The sequence below is a fragment of the Bradyrhizobium sp. SZCCHNR1017 genome, from assembly GCF_032381375.1.
GTDB lineage: Bacteria > Pseudomonadota > Alphaproteobacteria > Rhizobiales > Xanthobacteraceae > Bradyrhizobium.
Map to the genome: position 1 here is coordinate 55711 of NZ_JAUHIR010000004.1, position 17793 is coordinate 73503.

The window sequence follows — 17793 nt, forward strand, 5'->3', positions numbered from 1 at the left end:
TCTCTCGCCGGTCCGAACAGCACCTCATCCGAGACCGAGGCATTGGCGGATGTCCATCATGCTCCGCCTCAGCCAGGTCTTCACCGTGTTCACCGGCGCCTCGAACTTGGTCGCCAATTGCTCGCGGCTCCAGCCGTTATAGTAGGCAAGCAGCACGAGCTTCTGGCGGTCGGGCTCGAGCTGGCCGACGCATTCCAAAAGACGCTTGAGCTCCTCCGACATCTCGCGGCGCGCCAGCGGATCCGGCGTCTCGGCCGCAACCTCCAGCGCGGAGGGCTCATCCTCCAAAGACAGCTCACCGCGCTTGCGCACCAGATCGATGGCGCGGTTGCGGGCGATGGCGGCCATCCAGGTGATCGGGGAAGAAACGGCCGGGTTGAACTGTGCGGCGTTGTTCCAGACCTTCACATAGGTCTCCTGGACGACCTCCTCGGCGAGGTCCTGTCGGTGCAAGATACGGAGCACGACGCCATAGAGTTTCGCGCGCGTCGCCGCGTAGAGGCGCTCGAAGGCAGCCTCGTCCCCTTTGGCAACAGCGGCAAGCAACCAGACCAGCTCTGCCGGCGTCAGCATTCAGCGTCCCCGAAAATCGCCCCACTCCCTCGTTCGAGCCTACGTCCTCCCGTAGCACAAGTCCTGGGCAACTCTCCACCGGGGTGGGCACGACGAAAAACCCGGACCTCGCGGCCCGGGTTTTCGAAAGCGACAGCCGTGACGGCGACAGGCTCAGGCGATGACGCCGAGCCGGGCGCGCATCAGGCCGATAGAGTCCATGTCGGCCTGCTCGCGGGCGCTCTCCTCGGCCTTCTCGCGGGCCTGGTCACGCTCGTCGAGCAGCTCGACCTTCTTCATTTCCTCGAACGCCTCGGACAACGCGGCCTTGGCGTCCTCGAGCTGGGTGCGCAGCTCGTCGGCCGAGCGCGTCAGGTTTTCCCGGCGCTGGATCGCGGCCTTGGCGTAGGTCGGATAGGCAAAATGGGTCGGGTCGTTGATGCCGGCCCGCTCCTGCTCGGTCTGGATCTCCCGCTCGAGCTCGGCCGACATGCGCTGGAAGTCAGCGATCATGCCCTCGATCTGCGTCACCCGGCGGCGTTTCTCATCCACCTGAAATTTCTTCAGACGGATCAGCGTTTCGCGCGACTTCATCGACTCATACTCCCCAGAAGTCCCGTGTACGGCGCGGGACAGGGCCGGCCGCCCTTGCTGGGCTCGCCGACTAGGCTCATTACATGGAGGGGATGATTACCCGACAAAGTTAGCTTTCCGTTTCCAAGCGCCCCAGGATCTGTTCCAGCTCCCGATACCCGTTCTGCAGCGTCGAGACCTCGTCCTTGCGCTGGCGCAGGAACGCCTCCAGCGGCTCGTGCAGCCGGATCGCCTCGTCGACCTCCGGACTGGAACCGGCGCGATAGGCACCGAGCCGGATCAGTTCCTCCATGTCGGCATAGGTCGCCATCACCTGGCGCGCGCGCATGATCGTCGGCAAGAATACGGGGTCGGCCGATTTCGGCATCGTGCGCGATACCGATTTCAGGACGTTGATCGCCGGATAGCGGCCGCGTTCGGCGATCGAACGCTGCATCACCACGTGGCCGTCGAGAATGCCGCGCACCGCATCCGCCACCGGCTCGTTGTGATCGTCGCCATCGACCAGCACCGTGAAGATCCCGGTGATGGTGCCCTCGCCGCTGCCCGGCCCCGCCCGCTCGAGCAGCTTCGGCAGCTCGGTGAACACCGTCGGCGTGTAGCCCTTCGCGGTCGGTGGTTCGCCGGCCGACAGCCCGATCTCGCGCTGCGCCATCGCAAAGCGCGTGACCGAGTCCATCAGACAAAGGACATCCTTGCCCTCGTCGCGAAAATATTCCGAGATCGCGAGCGTCAGATACGCCGCCTGTCTTCGCATCAGCGCCGGCTCGTCGGACGTCGCGACCACGACGACCGAGCGCGCGAGGCCCTCCTCGCCGAGATCGTCCTGCAGGAACTCCTGCACCTCACGGCCGCGCTCGCCGATCAGCCCGATCACCGACACCGCCGCGTCGACGTTGCGCGCCAGCATCGACAGCAGCACCGATTTGCCGACGCCGGAACCGGCGAAGATGCCGAGTCGCTGGCCGCGGCAACAGGTGAGAAAGGTGTTCAATGCGCGGACGCCGAGATCGAGCGGCGAGCCGACGCGCCGGCGCGAATGCGCTGGCGGCGGATTGTTCCGATAAGGAACCGGTGAGGCGCCCTGCGGCAGCGGCCCCTTGCCGTCGATCGGCTCGCCCATCGCATTGATGACTCGGCCGAGCCAGGCCGGCGACGGCCGCACCTGATTGGCGGCATTGGCGATCACGGCGCGGCAGCCGCGGCGCACGCCCTCCAGCCCGGCGAACGGCATCACCACGGCATTCTTGCCGGAGAAACCGATCACTTCGGCAGGGATGTAATTGTTGCCGGTCTCGATCACGATGCGCGCGCCGACCGACATCGCATGAATCGGCCCGGCGATCTCCACCATGAGTCCCTTCACGCCGACGACACGCCCATAGGTGTTCACGGCGTCGATGTCGCTGATCTGCTCGGCCAGAGCCTTCATTGCCAAAGCGCCTTCATTGCGAGAGAGCTGTCATTGGGCCAGAGCCTTCATTGCGAAAACCTTAAGTAGGGGCAGATTCGCGTCGTCGGCTTAACTCTGTGTTTACTCGCATCATTAATCATTACGTCATGGTCTGGAGTGACTGACGTGCTTCGCTTTGCCGCCCTCAAAAAGCGGTGAGATCCGAGAGTCGGTTAGGTCCATCTCTTAACATGGAGCTTGAACGAGAGCGGCTAAGAAAAACTGCTTCATCGCAACACCTTACGGCGATTCGATAAAAATTGCACGGATAGAGCTTGCGGAGGGGAATCAGGATTTGTTAACCATCTCTCGTCAGGATCCGAATCAGTTGTTCAAAGGCGTTTTGAGTGCCGCAGATGGCGGCCGACCTGACGCCCGGAGCGGCGACTATGGGGAACTGGCATGCGCGTTTTGCTGATTGAGGATGACAGCGCCGTCGCGCAGTCGATCGAACTGATGTTGAAGTCCGAAAGCTTCAATGTCTACACGACTGACCTGGGCGAAGAAGGCGTCGACCTCGGCAAGTTGTACGACTACGACATCATCCTTCTCGACCTCAATCTGCCCGACATGTCCGGTTACGACGTGCTGAAGCAGCTGCGTGTCTCGAAGATCAAGACGCCGATCCTCATCCTGTCCGGCCTCGCCGGCATCGAGGACAAGGTCAAGGGTCTCGGCTTCGGCGCCGACGACTACATGACCAAGCCGTTCCACAAGGACGAGCTGATCGCCCGCATCCACGCGATCGTCCGCCGTTCCAAGGGCCACGCCCAGTCGGTCATCCAGACCGGCGACCTCGTCGTCAACCTCGACACCAAGACGGTCGAAGTCGGCGGCCAGCGCGTGCATCTGACCGGCAAGGAATACCAGATGCTGGAGCTGCTCTCGCTGCGCAAAGGCACCACCCTGACCAAGGAGATGTTCCTCAACCATCTCTACGGCGGCATGGACGAGCCCGAGCTGAAGATCATCGACGTCTTCATCTGCAAGCTGCGCAAGAAGCTCGCCAACGCCTCCGAAGGCCGCAACTTCATCGAGACCGTCTGGGGCCGCGGCTACGTGCTGCGCGAGCCGCACGACATGGACGAGCGCATCCCCGCCTGAGCTTTCACTGGGTCCACCGGCGAGCCTCACGGCTTGCTCCTCCCAGACTGGGCCCCGCCGCGAATGGCGGGGTTTTTGTTTGTGGGCTGGGTCGATCGAGGCGAAGAACGTCGCGCACAGGCTGCGGCTTCGCGAACATTGCGCTCCCTTCTCCGGCGGTTGCGGCGCATCGCCTGTCCCGGCAGGGCAAGCCTGGCAGTCGGGCGCGATCTGCTGCCCCCCATCTCCGTCATTGCGAGGAGCGAAGCGACGAAGCAATCCAGAGTACCACCCTGGCCCCTGGATTGCTTCGCTGCGCTCGCAATGACGCCCGGGGGCGACGTTCAACCCGAGAAGCACGCACGACATCTACGGATGCACCTTATGCGACCCTGCGGACAAACCCTCGCGATCTCGCGGCGCCCAGCGCCCGAGCTATGTGCCATTCTCACCGCCCTCTCCTAACCGAGGGCGCAGGGAAGGCCGGGCGCTGGCCGCGCCCGTGGCCCGCCTGCAGAAAAGAAAGCAGGCGGCAGTCACCACAGGTCTGGCCGAAACACCCGGCCCTCCCTGCGCGATGGCTTTACGATTTATACGCGATCTCCCTGGGGACCGGCTGTCTTGCCCCCATCACCCGCAGGCAGCTCATCAGCAACGCCCACAGGCTCGACCTCAGCACCGGGAGGCCAGGACCACGCGACTTCACCGTGCGCCCGGGATCGTTCGTCGGCACGGCGAACCATGCTGCGATCCCAAGCGCCCATCGCATCCCACACCCGACGTCCGTGACGACCGCGAAGCGTCCCCTCGTTGGGGCGGGACGCGCGGAGTAAAGCACATTTTTCGTAAAAACAAAATAGAATTTCGATAAACAGAAATCATATTTCTTCCAGCCGTTCGAACGGCCACCGTCAAGGCTTGCGTTCCCGATCGAGACTCTGTCGAACGCTCCTGTTTCGGATCGACGATCTGCCATGTGCGGCTTCGCGCAAGTCACCTGCGATGCCCATGCGGCGCAGAGATCGGTCCCAATTCTGATCACCACGCTCGGCGGGGTGGTGTCGACCAGTTGCCGGAACGTGCTGAGCGGCGATCGGCTTCTGGTCGACATGACGACCGGCGTTTCGCAAGTCGAAGTCGATAGCGGTACGGTGAAGGCATCGGTCAAACCCGTCGTCAGAGGCATGTTGCGGAGCGACATCGGCTCCGCCGGGCACCGCACCAGAGCCGAAGAAATGATGCCAAAAGTTGTGCGGACCGTGACGTCGCACCCGCCTTATTACCTTGAGTTGCATCAAAGACGGTCAACAATTTCCGTGGCAGGCTAGCATTGACGGCGTATCCGTCATCAATGGTCCTTCAACGTGAGGAGTTCACTATGGCTAGAAGCATTGCTGTTGGTCTTGCTATTCTCGCCGTCTCTACATCTGCGGCCTTGGCAGGACATCGTACTCATCATGCAAAAGGTACTCATGCAAAAGCCAGTGCGGCTCAGCAGGTCGGGGCGAGCAAAAGTGATCGCGACCAATATGGAAATATGCAGGTCAATCCCGGAACTCCGGGCCTGAGCGGCAGCAACGCTGCCCTACATGCAAAAACGCATCGCGATTCCGGCTACGGGCCGAAGAGTGACTACAATGCAGACGGGACCATGCGGGTTGATAGCGGAACTCCGGGCGTAAGCGGCAGCAACGCTGCCCTACATCGTAGAACGCACCGCGATTCCGGTTACAATCCCAAGAGTGACTACAACGCGGACGGGACCCTGCGGGTGCATCAATAGTCGTTTCTTGCGACCACGTGATTGGCCCGGAGCGTTCCGCGCACCGGGCTTTCACGTCCACGAAAACTAGCGGTCCTTGCATTGACCGACAGCGATTACGGTGACGCTGCTCGACTGCACAAAACTATCATCTCGGTCGTTGTGTAACGGCGGGCCCATGAGTCTGGCCGGTCGCGCTGGCGGCACCGTACGCGCGGACGCCATGTAGGAGCTAGTCGCAAAGATACTGTTCCTGCTGTCGTCCGAGGCGTCGAACCTGACCGGCGCGTTCTACGCGACGGACGGCGGATGGACGGCCTATTGAACCCGCTTCCAGTCCGCTGAGGACTGGAACGATCGTTCACCCACGATCAGCTTCGAGCAAAGAGACGAGATCATGATGCGATCCCGCGGACCCGCATCATGATCTCAGAGTCTCGGAAGAGCCGCGGACCTAGCGGCACTCCTTGATTACGGTGACGCTGCAGAAAACTATCGGAAAACTACCGCGCGATCCTCCTCCAACGGCGAGCCTCGCCAAAAGCACGTCCATGAGTCCGTCCGGTCGCTCTCGCTGCAGCGGCGCGGACCGGATGGGTGGCCTGCGGCACATTTCGCTCTGGTTGATCAAGATCAATCGCGCTACCTTGGCCTCGCCGATCATCGGACCACGCAATGAGCTGGTGGCAGAGCCATGCCGGACGGCAGACGTCTCCCAATGCGCGGAGGCCTCGGTCCGCACCTGGCGGCGTGGCTGTTCTCGCTGCTGCTCGTTTCTGCCGCCGGCGCCCAGGCACTGGGGCCCACGTTCGAGAACCGGCCGATCGAGTCGGTGCGTCTGGTGCTGTCGGGCGTGGTGCCCAGTGGGGCGCAGCGGGTCGCGTTCGAGGATCGCATTCGGCGGGCACTCAACATCTATCCGGGGTCGCAGCTTCACGACCTGATGGTCGATTTCGGGCTCGGCAAGGTGAAGCGCATCCCCGGCGTGGCCACGGCCTCGATCAACTACGTCGACGGCAACACCGGCGGCGTTGCGGTCGAGCTCAGCGTCGTCGTCGGCGACCGGCTGCAGGCGGATCCGGGCCGCGTCGATTTCCCCTATCTTCATCAGGGCGACGACAGCCTGCTGAAGCTCAAGCTGACGGCCGCGACGCTCGGCTACGCCAATCACGATGCCTGGTATGGCCGGCCGCAGGCCTTCGTCGGCGCCAATCCACTCGCCAAGGGACCGGCCGGCGCCGGCTGGTCGTCGTTCGGCGAAGCCGCGCTGGAGGGCGGGCTGCAGGGCATCGGACCGGTCGGCAACAACATCTATGCCTATGGCAGCCTCTCCTATCTGGCCAGCGGCTCGACCGGCACGGACCTGTTCGTCACCGGCCCGCGCCGCCATGGCGCGATCGAGGACGCCTATGCGGGCCTCGTCACGGGGATCACGGGCGACGACGGCTCGCGGCTGGTGATCAACCTGTCCGGCGGACGGCAGCCGTTCCAGATTGCCGACGGCATGCTGATCAGGATCACGGCAGCCAACGGTTTTGACCGCGCCGCGCTGCAGCTCAATCCGCGCTGGGCTGCCGACAGTTTGTTCCTCGCGCAGGCTCGCTACAACACCACGAAATTCGAGGCCTTCCGTCTCGCCCCCGACGAGCTGCCGGCGATCGATACCCACACCGTCATCGCCGGTGCGAACCTCGAGACGGGCCTGGGCACGCCGCATCAGCTCGGACTGACCTATCTGACCGTGCCGCGCTCCGACTACGGCTGGTACACGGCGACGGCGCAGGGCACGCGCCAGGGGCTGCAGGTCGCCGACGTGCGCTATTACTGGACGCCGGCCATCGGCGCGTCCGGTCCCTATGCGAAGACGGAGCTGGCGTTGCAATGGAACGACCGCAACGCGTTTCCGATGCGCGCCTGGGGCGGCTATGTCGAGGCGGGCTACACCTTCAACGAGGCGCTGTGGCGCCCCACTTTGAGCTATCGGCTGTCCGGATTCAGCGGCGACAATCCGGCGACGCGGACCTATGAGCGCTGGGATCCGCTGTTGTCGGGCGGCACCGGCGAGGAATGGGTGCAGGGGCTGAACCACTACAAGCTGTTTCAGGACACCAACCTGATCGCCCATCGCCTGCAGGCGATCCTGCGGCCGGCGCCGCAATGGGAGCTCGTGCCGCAGGCCTGGCTGTTCCAGGCGCAGCAGCTCAACAATATCGGCGGCACCACCTCGACGCTGGCCGGGCATCTGCTCGGCTACGAGGTCAATTTGACGGTGAAGTATTTCATGAGCCGCAACGTGATGTTCCAGTCGAGCGTCGCGCTGACGGCGCCGCTGTCCGGCGTCAGCCAGGCCGTTGCCGGCAACACCCGCCCGTGGTTCAGCGCGATGTCGCTGGCCCGGATCAGCTTCTGAGGGGAGATGTCGATGGATCGCCGCAGCATGTTGCAGAGCCTGGGTTCGGGGGCCGTGACGATTCCGCTGGCGCAACTGCTTCCGGGAGGCGCTGAGGCGGCTGAGCCCGTCGGCCCGGCCAACCTCGCGATCAGCCCGATCGATCCGGACTACTTCATCAAGGATCGCTTCAAGTCACGGACGATCGCCATCACCGGATTTGCCCGCGGCATGGGCCGCGCCGCCGCGCTGCGGGCGGCGCGCGAGGGCGCCAACATCGTCGGGATCGACTGGCTGCCGGACACGGCGCGCGAGACGGCGGCCATGATCCAGCGCGAGGGTGGCGCGATCGAATTTCTCGTCGGCGATGTCGCGAAGGGCGACACCTGCGACATGATGGTCAGGCGGGCGGTCGAGAAATTCGGCGGACTGGATTTTGCCATCAACAATGCCGGCGTCATGGACGGCGTATTTTCCGGCGAGGCGTTCGACTACGACAAGCAGAAGGACCTGCTGTTCGCGCCGATCCACGAAGCCTCCGATGCCTATTGGGACAATGTCCTCGCCACCAACGCCACCGGCGTGTTCCGCGCCATGCGGGCCGAGCTGCGGCAGATGGTCGCGCAGAAGCGCGGCGGGGCGATCGTCAACGTCGCCTCGATCGCCGGCCTGACCGGACTGGCCGGCAATCCGGCCTATGTCGCCAGCAAGCACGCCGTCAACGGATTGACCGCCAACGCCGCGGTCGACTACGCGCCCCACGGCATTCGCATCAACTCGGTCAACATGGCGGCGACGGACACGCCGATGATCGCGCGGGCCGCGCAGGCCGTCGCGGCCAAGATGCAGCGGTCGCCGGCCGACGGCGGCATGGGACGGCTGAAGACAAACTCGATCCTCAGCTATGCCGATCCCAGGCATCGTCCGGCCACCGTGTGGGAGCAGGTCGCGGTGATGCTGTTCCTGCTGTCGCCCGAGGCGTCGAACCTGACCGGCGCGTTCTACGCGACGGATGGCGGATGGACGGCCTACTGAGCCCGCTTCAAGACGGCTAGAGCATGATCTTTTCGGAAAACCGGTTTCCATTTTTTTGGATCATGCTCTGAGGACTGGAACGCTCGTGTGCCCGCGATCCGCTTCGGGCAAGAGACGAGATCATGATGCGATCCCGCGGACTCGCATCACGATCCCATGGCCTCGTCTGCGCGGCGACGGTTCAGCGCGGGCGCAACGCTCAGCGCCCTTTCCTCTTGGCGCTCGTCTTGGCTCGCCTGGCGGTCTTGGTCGCGGTCTTCTTCGCCGGACGCTTGGCCGCCGTCTTGGTCGCCTTGGCCTTCGCCTTCTTCGCTGAGGCGGCACGCTGGCTTGCCGTTTTCGACGCCTTCTTCGCGACCTTCTTTGTCGTGCTTGTCTTGCGGCCGGCCGAGGTCTTGGCTGCAGCGGCGGTCTTCTTTTGGGCCTTCTTGGCCGGCTTGGTCGACGGCCTCGCGGGCTTCGTCGTCGCAGCCGGTGTCTTGGCCGGCTTGGTGGTGCCGGTTGGCTTGGCGGGCTTCTTCGGCGTCGGTGGCGTTTCGACCGCCCCGCCGCCACCCGCCGCCGACAGCCAGAACCGCAGCTCCGGCGACTTCTCATCCGCGCCCTTGATGTAACGGTCCTGCCAGGTGTCGTCGGATTGCAGCGGCTTGCCGAAGATCTCCGGGTGCTGCTGCAAGAGGAAGCGCCAGGCGTAGTGGTCGTAGAGGTCGAGGACGTGGCAGGCATAGGCCTCGGCGAGACCGCGGTGACCGCGGATGATCAGCATGTTCTCGTCGTTGTTGTGCGAGGCGCGGAAGCCGAGATTGTGCGAGCCGGTGACGACGACGCAGTCGTCGCTGAACGGATCGATCACCACGATCTTGCTGTGGATGATGGCGAAGCCGTATTTGCCGAGCTCCCTCTCCCACTTGCCGAACGCGTCCTGCACCGCGCCGGCCGGCACGGCGCGGAAATCGATGCTGCCCTTGGCGCCCGGCTTCTTCGGCTTGCCGGCCTCGCCGACCACCGTCACCTGGGGCGCGGTGTCGTCCGCTCCCTCCTCCGCCGGCACCTCCGAATGGCCGCCGGAATGCAGCGCGGCGGAGAAATTCGTCGCGCGCACCGGGCTGGTCAGCGCGCCCCGCACGAACAGATCGGGCTTGTCCTTGAGCAACCGGCCGGCGACGTCGAGGATCGAGTTGTTGCCGGGATCGAAGGCCAGGAACAGCACGGCGTGCTTGGCCGATCGCATCAGCTCGAACACGCGGCCCATGTCACCGGGCGTATCGGGATTCTTGCCGAGCTTGCCGTGGGTGTTCGGCGAGAACATCGGCTCGACGGTGACGCCGTGGCCCAGGTCGACCGGCGCCTGGATCGCGTCGGCATTGTTGGCGCGGGCGAAGTCGCGCAAGGTCTTCGACTGCAGCGCCGACTTGTCGCCGGCGGCGGCGTCGACGTCGGCCTTCAGCGCGTTCCAATAGCCGAGATAGCGCTGCGCCAACACTGGGCTCTCCACCACCAGCGCGTTGTTGGTCTGGGTGCACAGGCCGGTCGAGGTCCAGTTGGTCGAGCCGGACAGCACCGCGCTCGGCTTGCCGTTCTCGGTGAGCACCATGAACTTGTTGTGCGGGATGCTGCCCTTACCGAGGATGCGGTCGATCACGGTGACGCCGGCGGACTTGAGGTCGGCGCGGTTCTCGGCGTCGGCGTCGTCGGTGTCCTTGCCCTGCTCGTTGCCGAGGATGACCGTGCGGCTGTTCGGGTTCTGGTGCAGCTGCTTCTCGAGGCCGTCGGGATCGTTCAGCTCGTAGAGGGCGGCATGGATGGCGCCGCCGCCGGCATCGGCGCGCGCCAGCAGCGAGGTCAGGCCGTCTTGAAGCTGGCCCATCAGGCGGATGCGAATGGGATCGGCAGGATCGAGGATGTGCGGGGCCAGCGCCGACACGCTCGGCTTGTCGTTCAGCGCATGGCTGAGCGCCTGGGTCGCGGTGATGCCGCGGTTGAAATAGACGTGGAACGGCGGCCGCTCCGGCGTCAGCGTGACCGGATTGCTCTCCAGCGGCGCGACGCCTTCGAGCGGCGTCAGCGCCTGGCCGGGCGTGCCGGCCATCGGCACGATGCGATATTTGTAGGTGCCGCCGCGCTTGGCGAACAGATCCTTCCACCAGAACTTCTGGATCGGCGCCTGCTCGGTGGTGAGCTTGTCCGCGGTCTGCCCGGCAAACCGTGCCAGCGCCGGCAGCACGGTGTCGGTGTGATCGGCGAGATCGATGCGATGAATGGCGAAGCCGAGACAGCCGTCGAGACGGCGATCGAAGGTCCAGGCGATGACGGCAATATCATTGTTGGAAAAGGCAAGCGCGGGCATGGCGGCACTCCTTGTCTGACAAGGATATGTCGTGCGGTTGTGACAAGGGTTCGACACATCCGGAACAAGAAGTGGCTAGTCGGAGGTCGCGAGGGAAGATGGTGCGGTGCGGGAGGGCAGTGGCTCGACCGGATCGCTGCTCACCCTCCTCCGGAGAGCCGGGGTGGGGGACAGACTACCCACACATGAGGTGAATGAGATGGATTGGCGAGGAAGCCTTCCGGATGGACGACGCGCGTAGCCTCAACTTCCCGGGCAGAGCGATCGCATATGGCCCCCTACGGATTGCTCTCGTCTGTTTCCACGTCGTCATGGCCGGGCTCGTCCCGGCCATCCACGTCGTCCGGCGCCCTGGGAGCAACGTGGATGCCCGGGACAAGCCCGGGCATGACGGAGTAACTAGCCGGCAGGCGTCGCTGCCGCGATTGTCGCATTCGTCATATGCGATCGCCCTGCCGTCCAGGGGAGGGTGGGCACCTGTGTCCAACTCGTCATTGCGATGAGCGCAGCGACGAAGCAATCCAGAGTCCCGTTCACGACTCTGGATTGCTTCGCTTCGCTCGCAATGACGCGTCGAGAGAGCGCGCTCAGGCCGCTCAGGCCAGGCCGCCCGGCTTGCCGCGGGTGACGTAGCGGCCACTGCCCTTGGCGCCGATCAACTCGCCGTCGCGCACGACGAATTTTCCGCGCAGCATGGTCGCCACCGGCCAGCCGGTGATCTCGATGCCTTCATAGGGCGTGTAGTCGGAGCCGTGGTGCAGGCCGGACTGGCTGATCTTCGCGGTCTTCGCCGGGTCCCACAGCGCGATGTCGGCGTCGTAGCCGATGGCGATGGAGCCCTTGCCCTTCAGGCCGTAGGTCTTGGCGTGGTTGGTGGCGGTGAAGGCGACGAACTGGTTCAGGGTGATGCGGCCCTTGCTGACGCCTTCGGAGAACAGGATCGGCAGCCGGGTCTCCACGCCGGGGATGCCGTTCGGTACCCAGCGAAAGCTGGTGCGGCCCTTCGGCGTCAGCTTGCCGGCCTCGTCGTCGTAGCGGAACGGGCAGTGGTCGCTGGAGAACAGCGAGAACACGCCCTGCTGCAGGCCCTCCCAGCAGGCCTCCTGGCTGGCCTTGTCGCGCGGCGGCGGCGAGCAGACATATTTGGCGCCTTCCATGTTGAGGCCCTGCATGTCCTCCTCCGTCAGCACCAGATATTGCGGGCAGGTCTCGCCATGGATCTTCAGGCCGCGCGCCTGCGCGCGGCGGATCTCCTCCATCGCCTCGCGGTTGGAGACGTGGACGATCACGATCGGCACGTCGATCAGCTCGGCCAGCGAGATCGCGCGATGCGTTGCCTCGCGCTCGACCGGAATCGGGCGCGACTTGCCGTGATAGTACGGCGCGATGTGGCCGGCACGCTCGAGGCGATCGGTGAGGAAGCGGATCGCGTCGTAGTTCTCGGCGTGGATCTGCACCAGGGCCCCCCGCTCGCGCGCGACCTGCAGCACGCCGAGGATCTCGTAGTCGTTCAGCGCGAGCCCCTCATAGGTCATGAAGATCTTCAGCGACGAATAGCCGTCGGCGACCAGCGCCGGCAGCTCCTGGCCGAGCACGGCGTCGGTGGGATCGGCGATGATGAGATGGAAGGAGTGATCGACGTAGCAGGCGTTGTCGGCGAGCGCGTGATAGTCCTTCAGCGCTGATCGCAAGGGCTGGCCCTTCTCCTGCAGGCAGTAGGGCATGACGAACGTGTTGCCGCCGAAGGCGGCGGCGCGCGTCGCGCTCTCGAAATCGTCGGCCATGACGATGCCGGGGCCGGAGGGCTGGCTGATATGGACATGGCTGTCGATGCCGCCCGGCAGCACCAGCAGGCCCGTGGCATCGACGATCTCGTCGGCATCGGCGATGGCCTCGCCGATCGCGACGATGCGGCCGCTCTTGATGGCGACATCGGCCTTGAACGTATCGCTCGCGGTGGCGACGGTGCCGTTGCGGATGACGGTGTCGAAGGCAGCCATGTGACGCGCTCTCCCTAGTCCAGATTCAAGCGAATTTCTGAAACAGCGATCCCCACCCGCTGACGCCGCTGACATCGACCCCTGCCAGTCTCAGCGATTTCCATACCACGGTGGCGATGGTGTCGAGAATGGGAATGCCGGTCTCCAGCTCGAGCCGCGCGACCAGCGGCGCGGCGCGCATGTTGGTGCAGACCACCGCGATCGCATCCGGCTTCTCGCGCGCGACCTCGCGGATCATGGTCTCGATCTCGGACGGCGTCACCTCCGCGAAGGAGAAATTGTCCTGCAGGTTGAGGTGCCGGTCGCCGCGGCAGGCGATGCCGAGCTTGTCGTAGTTGGCGATGATGCGCGCCTGGACGTCGTCGCGGTAGGGCGTGACGAGGCCGAGCGAGGTGGCCTTCGCCGCCGCCAGGATCTCGTTCAGCGCCAGCATCGAGGTGGTCGCAGGGATGCCGGTGGCTGCGGTGATATGCTCGCACAGTTTCACGTCGGCCTCGAAGCCGAGCCAGCCCGACGAGGTGCCGTTCCAGCCGATGACGTCGACCTTGGCATGCGCCAGCAGCTCGGCGGCGCGCAGGATGTTGGAAATGTCGAACTGCGCGAGCGCGTCGGACGAGAGCGCGATCTCGGTGACCTTGAAGCGCGAGAAATGCGCGGAGACGTTGGGCAGGCTCGCGACCATCGCCGAGGTGATCGGCTCCAGCGCGGTGTTGGACGACGGCGTGAGCATGCCGAGCAGCGTGCGTGTGGTCATGGGTGAACGACCTCGTTCGATCGCGGATGGCGAGCGGGAGAGCCTCCCCCGCTTGCGGGGGAGGCCGGATCGCATCGCAGATGCGATCCGGGTGGGGGAACTCTATCCGCTCGGGCAGCGCGCCGTGCGGCGCCCCCACCCCAGCCCTCCCCCGCAAGCGGGAGAGGGGGCGCACTGCCGTTGTGGCGAGGGCTGGACCTGAACATGCAGCGCTTGGGCGGGCGCGATTGAGCAGCAATCATGCACTCGCCCCCTGCTCCGCCCGCTCGCCACGCAACAACGCCAGGATATGCCGCTTCAACTCATTGAACTGCGGTGACGTGATATCACGCGGCCGCGGCAGATCGATCGGGATGATCTCGACGATGCGCCCCGGCCGTGCGCTCATCACCGCAACATGCGTGCCCAAGGTCAGCGCCTCGTCGATGCCATGGGTGACGAACACGATCGTGCCCTGGTGCTGCTGCCAGATGCGCACCAGCTCGGTCTGCATGTCCATGCGGGTCTGCTCGTCGAGCGCGCCGAACGGCTCGTCCATCAGGATCACCTGCGGATTCATCAGCAGCGCCCGGGCGATGCCGACGCGCTGGTTCATGCCGCCCGACAGCTCGGACGGATAGTGGTTCTCGAAGCCGCTCAGGCCGACCATGTCGATATAGACCTGCGCCCGCGCCCGGCGCTCGGCCTTCTGCCCGCCGCCGAGCAGGAGATGGAAGGCGACGTTCTCCCACACCGGCAGCCACGGCATCAGATTGGCATGCTGGAACACGACGCCGCGATCGGCGCCGGGCGCAGTCACCGGCCGGCCGTCGACGGTGATGTTGCCGGCGCTCGGCTTCTCGAAGCCGGCAATCATGTTGAGCAATGTCGACTTGCCGCAGCCGGAGGGACCGAGCAGGCAGACGAGCTCGTTGCGGGCAATGGACAGATTGATGTCGGCGAGCGCGGTGACGTCGGCGTTGCGCTTCTTGTCGGTGAAGATCTTGGAGACGCCGGAGATCTCGATCGTGGCCATCGTCATTCTCCGCCACGAAGCGTGGTGTTGCGCTGCCAGTGCAGCACGCGCGCCATCACGAAGCGGATGGCGAGATCGCTGCAGAAGCCGAGCAGGCCGATACTCGCCATCGCCGCCAGCACCAGATCGTAGCGCAGGAAGTAGTAGGAATCCCACAGCACGTAGCCGAGCCCGCTCTTCACCGCGACCATTTCGGCCGTCACCGTCAGCATCCACGCCGAGCCGATGCCGATGCGAAGCCCTGCAAAGATGCTCGGCATCGCCGCGGGCACGACGATGTAGCGCAGCAGCTTGCGCTCGCTGCCGCCGACCATGGCGCCGGCGCGGATCAGATTGCGGTCGCAGGTCTTCACGCCGTGGATGGTGTTGAGCAGGATCGGAAAGAACGCGCCGAGGAACACCAGGAAGATCGCCGGCTTGTTGGCGATGCCGAACCAGATGATGGCGAGCGGGATCCACGACACCGGCGGGATCGGCCGCAGCATCTGAAGCGTCGGCTCGATCACGATCTCTATCTTGCGCGACCACCCGATGGCGACTCCGAGCGAGACGCCGAGCACGGTGGCAATCGCAAAACCGGCGGCAACGCGCGACAGGCTCGCCAGCATGTCGGCGAGCCAATGGCCGCTGTAGGTCTGGGTGTTGCCGTCGGTGCCGACCAGCCAGTCCGCCCACGCCCACACGACCGTCGACGGCGCCGGCAGCAGCGCTGCCGGCAGCGCGCCGGAGCGCGAGAACGCCTCCCAGCCGGCGAGCACGAGCACCGGCACGACATAGCGGTCGAGCTTCCTGAGCTGGGCGAGCGCCGTCATCTCAGTAGCCGAGCTCGGTCTTCGGCTTGCCCGTGGCCGCTTCCAGGAAGCGGTAGTCGAGGTTCTTCTCGACGGCGGCCGTGACGTCCGAGTTGATGTATTTCAGGTCGCGCATCATCGCGGCGATGGCGAGCGCCGAGGCGCGGTACATCTTCGGGTCGGGATCGAGATTCTCGACCGCGCCGGTCGCGATCGCCTTGTCGAGGCCGGTGATCTTGGAGATCACCTCGATCAGCGCCGGCTTGTCGGCGGCGATGTGCGCATCGACCTTGACGACGGCGCGCACCACGCCCTCCAGCGCCTTCGGGTTGGACGCGATGACGTCGGAGCGGGTGAGGACCAGGTTGGTCAGCTTGCCGGCGGCCTGGTCATAGGGGAAACCGAAGAACTTCGCCGCCTTGGCCTGCATGATCTGGGTGGCGAACGGCTCGACGGTGCAGATCAGCTCGACCTCGCCACGGCGCAGCGCCTGCAGATGGTCGGACGGATTGGGGATGTTGACGAACTGCACGTCCTTGTTGATGTCGATGCCCTGCTTGGCGAAGGCGCCGCGCATGTGGATGTCCTGCGCATTGCCGCGCGAGGCGGCGACGCGGAACGGCTTGCCGTCGGCCTTGTATTTGGCGATGAGCGCCTTCAGCGCGCTCCAATCGCCCGGCGCGACCTCGAGATCGTTGCCGAGCAGGATCGCCGAGCCGCCATTGACCTGGCCGGAGATCGCGACCACGTCGAAGCCTTTGTCGAGCGCGATGGCGTAATGCAGATAGGTCACCTGCGCGACGTCGATGTTCTTCGAGACCAGCGCGGTCAGCGCATCGGTGCCGGTGTTGAAGCCGACGGCGTCGACCGCCACGCCTTCGGCGAACTGCGGCGTCAGCGACATCGGCGTGCAATGCGCGCATTTGGCGTAGCCGAGTTTGATCTTGGGCGCGTCGTCGGCGAAGCTGAGCGAGGGCAGCGCGAGCAGGGCGAGAATGAGCAGCACGAAACGTTTCACATCCATCTCCAGGGCAGGTCGATCCACGGGCTTGTCTCTCATGGCTTGTGTTCTCATCAGCAAGCGACATGCCAACTGGATGCGATATGCAATATTGCTTTTATACAATAAAGTCAGTATCTAACGACCATTCAATCTTGAAGGATCTGCCTGATCCGCGGGCGCATCGCCCGAATTTCAGGCATCTCGCAGCGGAGCAGCCGCGCCCACATGACCCCACCAGCCCCCCGGCCCAGACTGAAGACGCGCTTCAAGCCGGCGCGGCTGAAGCTGTCGTCCGACCACTCCAAGCGGCCGCTCGAGCGGCTGTCGCTGCACGATCAGGTCGTCGCCAGGGTGCGCGAGATGATCGTGGACGGCGAGCTCGCCGCCGGCGCTGCCTTGCCCGAGCGCATGCTATGCGAGACTTTCGGCGTGTCGCGCACGCCGCTGCGCGAGGCCTTCAAGATCCTCGCCGCCGAGGGCCTCATCGAGCTGCGGCCGCATCGCACGCCCGTGGTGGCGCCGATCGACGCCCGCGAGATCGCCGAGATCTTCGACGTGATGGTGTCGCTCGATGCCGCCGCGGGCCGCGCCGCGGCCGCGCGTGCGACGGCGGACGACCTCGCCAGGCTCGACGCCATGCATGCCGAGCTGGTGGCGCTGCATCGTGCCGCCGAGCGCGCCGCCTATTTCCGGCTCAACCAGCAGATCCATGCCGAGATCACCAAGCTCGCCGGCAACGCCGTGCTGCTCAACATGTGGGGCACACTGCACGCGAGCGTCTTCCGCGCCCGCGCCGTGGCCAATTACGATGCGCGGCGCTGGGACGAGTCGATCCGGGAGCACGAGGCCTTCATGGCGTTGCTGCGGGCCCGAGACGGCGACGGCTTCGCGCAGGCGCTCTCCGAGCACACCCGCAAGACCGGGGATTCGGTGCTGCAGATGCTGGACCAGGCCAGCCAGGAACTGGCGAAGGGCGGATAGACTTTGTTCACGTCGAACCGGGCATGCTGGCATC

Annotated in this window: 15 protein-coding genes; 6 read left to right on the plus strand and 9 right to left on the minus strand. The window is 65.1% G+C overall.

Translation table 11 applies throughout. The annotated features are described in order from the left end of the window. Positions 1–24: 24 nt before the first annotated feature. From QW863_RS12465 to fliI, 3 genes are all read right to left on the minus strand, one after another. A complete protein-coding gene (locus tag QW863_RS12465) occupies positions 25–573 on the minus strand; it encodes a sigma-70 family RNA polymerase sigma factor (protein ID WP_315714037.1) in 549 nt (182 codons plus the stop codon). A 153-nt stretch (positions 574–726) separates the two neighbouring features. Then, positions 727–1146, minus strand: coding sequence for a flagellar export protein FliJ (fliJ, locus tag QW863_RS12470; RefSeq protein WP_315714036.1), 420 nt, complete (start codon positions 1144–1146; stop codon positions 727–729). Positions 1147–1255: 109 nt separating this feature from the next. Further along, positions 1256–2578 (minus strand): flagellar protein export ATPase FliI, encoded by a 1323-nt coding sequence (gene fliI, locus QW863_RS12475; RefSeq protein WP_315714035.1) that lies wholly within the window; start codon positions 2576–2578, stop codon positions 1256–1258. Between the two features lie 423 nt (positions 2579–3001). Here fliI and ctrA point away from each other — a divergent pair, with 423 nt between their 5' ends. The 5 genes from ctrA (at position 3002) to QW863_RS12500 (ending at position 8868) form a co-directional block, all read left to right on the plus strand. Then, positions 3002–3703, plus strand: coding sequence for a response regulator transcription factor CtrA (ctrA, locus tag QW863_RS12480; RefSeq protein ID WP_012046382.1), 702 nt, complete (start codon positions 3002–3004; stop codon positions 3701–3703). A gap of 953 nt (positions 3704–4656) precedes the next feature. Next, the gene (locus QW863_RS12485; RefSeq protein WP_315767794.1) at positions 4657–5010 is read left to right on the plus strand and encodes a hypothetical protein; all 354 of its coding nucleotides are present in this window, start codon (positions 4657–4659) and stop codon (positions 5008–5010) included. 50 nt (positions 5011–5060) lie between these two features. After that, positions 5061–5465 (plus strand): hypothetical protein, encoded by a 405-nt coding sequence (locus QW863_RS12490; protein ID WP_315714033.1) that lies wholly within the window; start codon positions 5061–5063, stop codon positions 5463–5465. A gap of 697 nt (positions 5466–6162) precedes the next feature. Then, complete coding sequence (locus QW863_RS12495; protein ID WP_315767796.1) at positions 6163–7854, plus strand: alginate export family protein; 1692 nt, start codon at positions 6163–6165, stop codon at positions 7852–7854. Positions 7855–7866: 12 nt separating this feature from the next. Further along, a complete protein-coding gene (locus QW863_RS12500) occupies positions 7867–8868 on the plus strand; it encodes an SDR family NAD(P)-dependent oxidoreductase (protein WP_315752689.1) in 1002 nt (333 codons plus the stop codon). Between the two features lie 199 nt (positions 8869–9067). Here QW863_RS12500 and QW863_RS12505 read toward each other — a convergent pair whose 3' ends face one another. The 6 genes from QW863_RS12505 to QW863_RS12530 all read right to left on the minus strand — a co-directional run bounded on the left by QW863_RS12505 (position 9068) and on the right by QW863_RS12530 (position 16799). Continuing rightward, entirely contained in the window at positions 9068–11215 is a 2148-nt protein-coding gene (locus tag QW863_RS12505) for a phospholipase D-like domain-containing protein (RefSeq protein ID WP_315767798.1), read from the minus strand. Positions 11216–11811: 596 nt separating this feature from the next. Next, entirely contained in the window at positions 11812–13290 is a 1479-nt protein-coding gene (gene hydA / locus QW863_RS12510) for a dihydropyrimidinase (protein WP_315767800.1), read from the minus strand. Further along, positions 13241–13969 carry an aspartate/glutamate racemase family protein gene (locus tag QW863_RS12515; protein ID WP_315767802.1) on the minus strand — a complete coding sequence of 243 codons (729 nt, stop codon included), beginning with the start codon at positions 13967–13969 and terminating at the stop codon, positions 13241–13243. Before QW863_RS12515 ends, hydA begins: the two co-directional genes overlap by 50 nt. A 238-nt stretch (positions 13970–14207) precedes the next feature. Beyond that, entirely contained in the window at positions 14208–14984 is a 777-nt protein-coding gene (locus tag QW863_RS12520) for an ABC transporter ATP-binding protein (RefSeq protein ID WP_315767804.1), read from the minus strand. A 2-nt stretch (positions 14985–14986) separates the two neighbouring features. Next, the gene (locus QW863_RS12525) at positions 14987–15796 is read right to left on the minus strand and encodes an ABC transporter permease (protein WP_315767806.1); all 810 of its coding nucleotides are present in this window, start codon (positions 15794–15796) and stop codon (positions 14987–14989) included. A 1-nt stretch (position 15797) separates the two neighbouring features. Next, on the minus strand, positions 15798–16799 hold the full coding sequence (locus tag QW863_RS12530) for an ABC transporter substrate-binding protein (RefSeq protein WP_315767903.1): 1002 nt from the start codon (positions 16797–16799) through the stop codon (positions 15798–15800). 204 nt (positions 16800–17003) lie between these two features. Between QW863_RS12530 and QW863_RS12535 the strand changes: the two genes are divergently transcribed. Beyond that, positions 17004–17759 (plus strand): GntR family transcriptional regulator, encoded by a 756-nt coding sequence (locus tag QW863_RS12535; RefSeq protein ID WP_315767808.1) that lies wholly within the window; start codon positions 17004–17006, stop codon positions 17757–17759. Positions 17760–17793: the final 34 nt, after the last annotated feature.

Excerpts from the sequence above, each read along its gene's own strand:
- QW863_RS12465 (WP_315714037.1), bottom strand. The coding sequence starts at position 573 with ATGCTGACGCCGGCAGAGCTGGTCTGGTTGCTTGCCGCTGTTGCCAAA.
- fliJ (WP_315714036.1), bottom strand. The coding sequence starts at position 1,146 with ATGAAGTCGCGCGAAACGCTGATCCGTCTGAAGAAATTTCAGGTGGAT.
- fliI (WP_315714035.1), bottom strand. The coding sequence starts at position 2,578 with ATGAAGGCTCTGGCCGAGCAGATCAGCGACATCGACGCCGTGAACACC.
- ctrA (WP_012046382.1), top strand. The coding sequence starts at position 3,002 with ATGCGCGTTTTGCTGATTGAGGATGACAGCGCCGTCGCGCAGTCGATC.
- QW863_RS12485 (WP_315767794.1), top strand. The coding sequence starts at position 4,657 with ATGTGCGGCTTCGCGCAAGTCACCTGCGATGCCCATGCGGCGCAGAGA.
- QW863_RS12490 (WP_315714033.1), top strand. The coding sequence starts at position 5,061 with ATGGCTAGAAGCATTGCTGTTGGTCTTGCTATTCTCGCCGTCTCTACA.
- QW863_RS12495 (WP_315767796.1), top strand. The coding sequence starts at position 6,163 with ATGCGCGGAGGCCTCGGTCCGCACCTGGCGGCGTGGCTGTTCTCGCTG.
- QW863_RS12500 (WP_315752689.1), top strand. The coding sequence starts at position 7,867 with ATGGATCGCCGCAGCATGTTGCAGAGCCTGGGTTCGGGGGCCGTGACG.
- QW863_RS12505 (WP_315767798.1), bottom strand. The coding sequence starts at position 11,215 with ATGCCCGCGCTTGCCTTTTCCAACAATGATATTGCCGTCATCGCCTGG.
- hydA (WP_315767800.1), bottom strand. The coding sequence starts at position 13,290 with ATGTCAGCGGCGTCAGCGGGTGGGGATCGCTGTTTCAGAAATTCGCTT.
- QW863_RS12515 (WP_315767802.1), bottom strand. The coding sequence starts at position 13,969 with ATGACCACACGCACGCTGCTCGGCATGCTCACGCCGTCGTCCAACACC.
- QW863_RS12520 (WP_315767804.1), bottom strand. The coding sequence starts at position 14,984 with ATGGCCACGATCGAGATCTCCGGCGTCTCCAAGATCTTCACCGACAAG.
- QW863_RS12525 (WP_315767806.1), bottom strand. The coding sequence starts at position 15,796 with ATGACGGCGCTCGCCCAGCTCAGGAAGCTCGACCGCTATGTCGTGCCG.
- QW863_RS12530 (WP_315767903.1), bottom strand. The coding sequence starts at position 16,799 with ATGGATGTGAAACGTTTCGTGCTGCTCATTCTCGCCCTGCTCGCGCTG.
- QW863_RS12535 (WP_315767808.1), top strand. The coding sequence starts at position 17,004 with ATGACCCCACCAGCCCCCCGGCCCAGACTGAAGACGCGCTTCAAGCCG.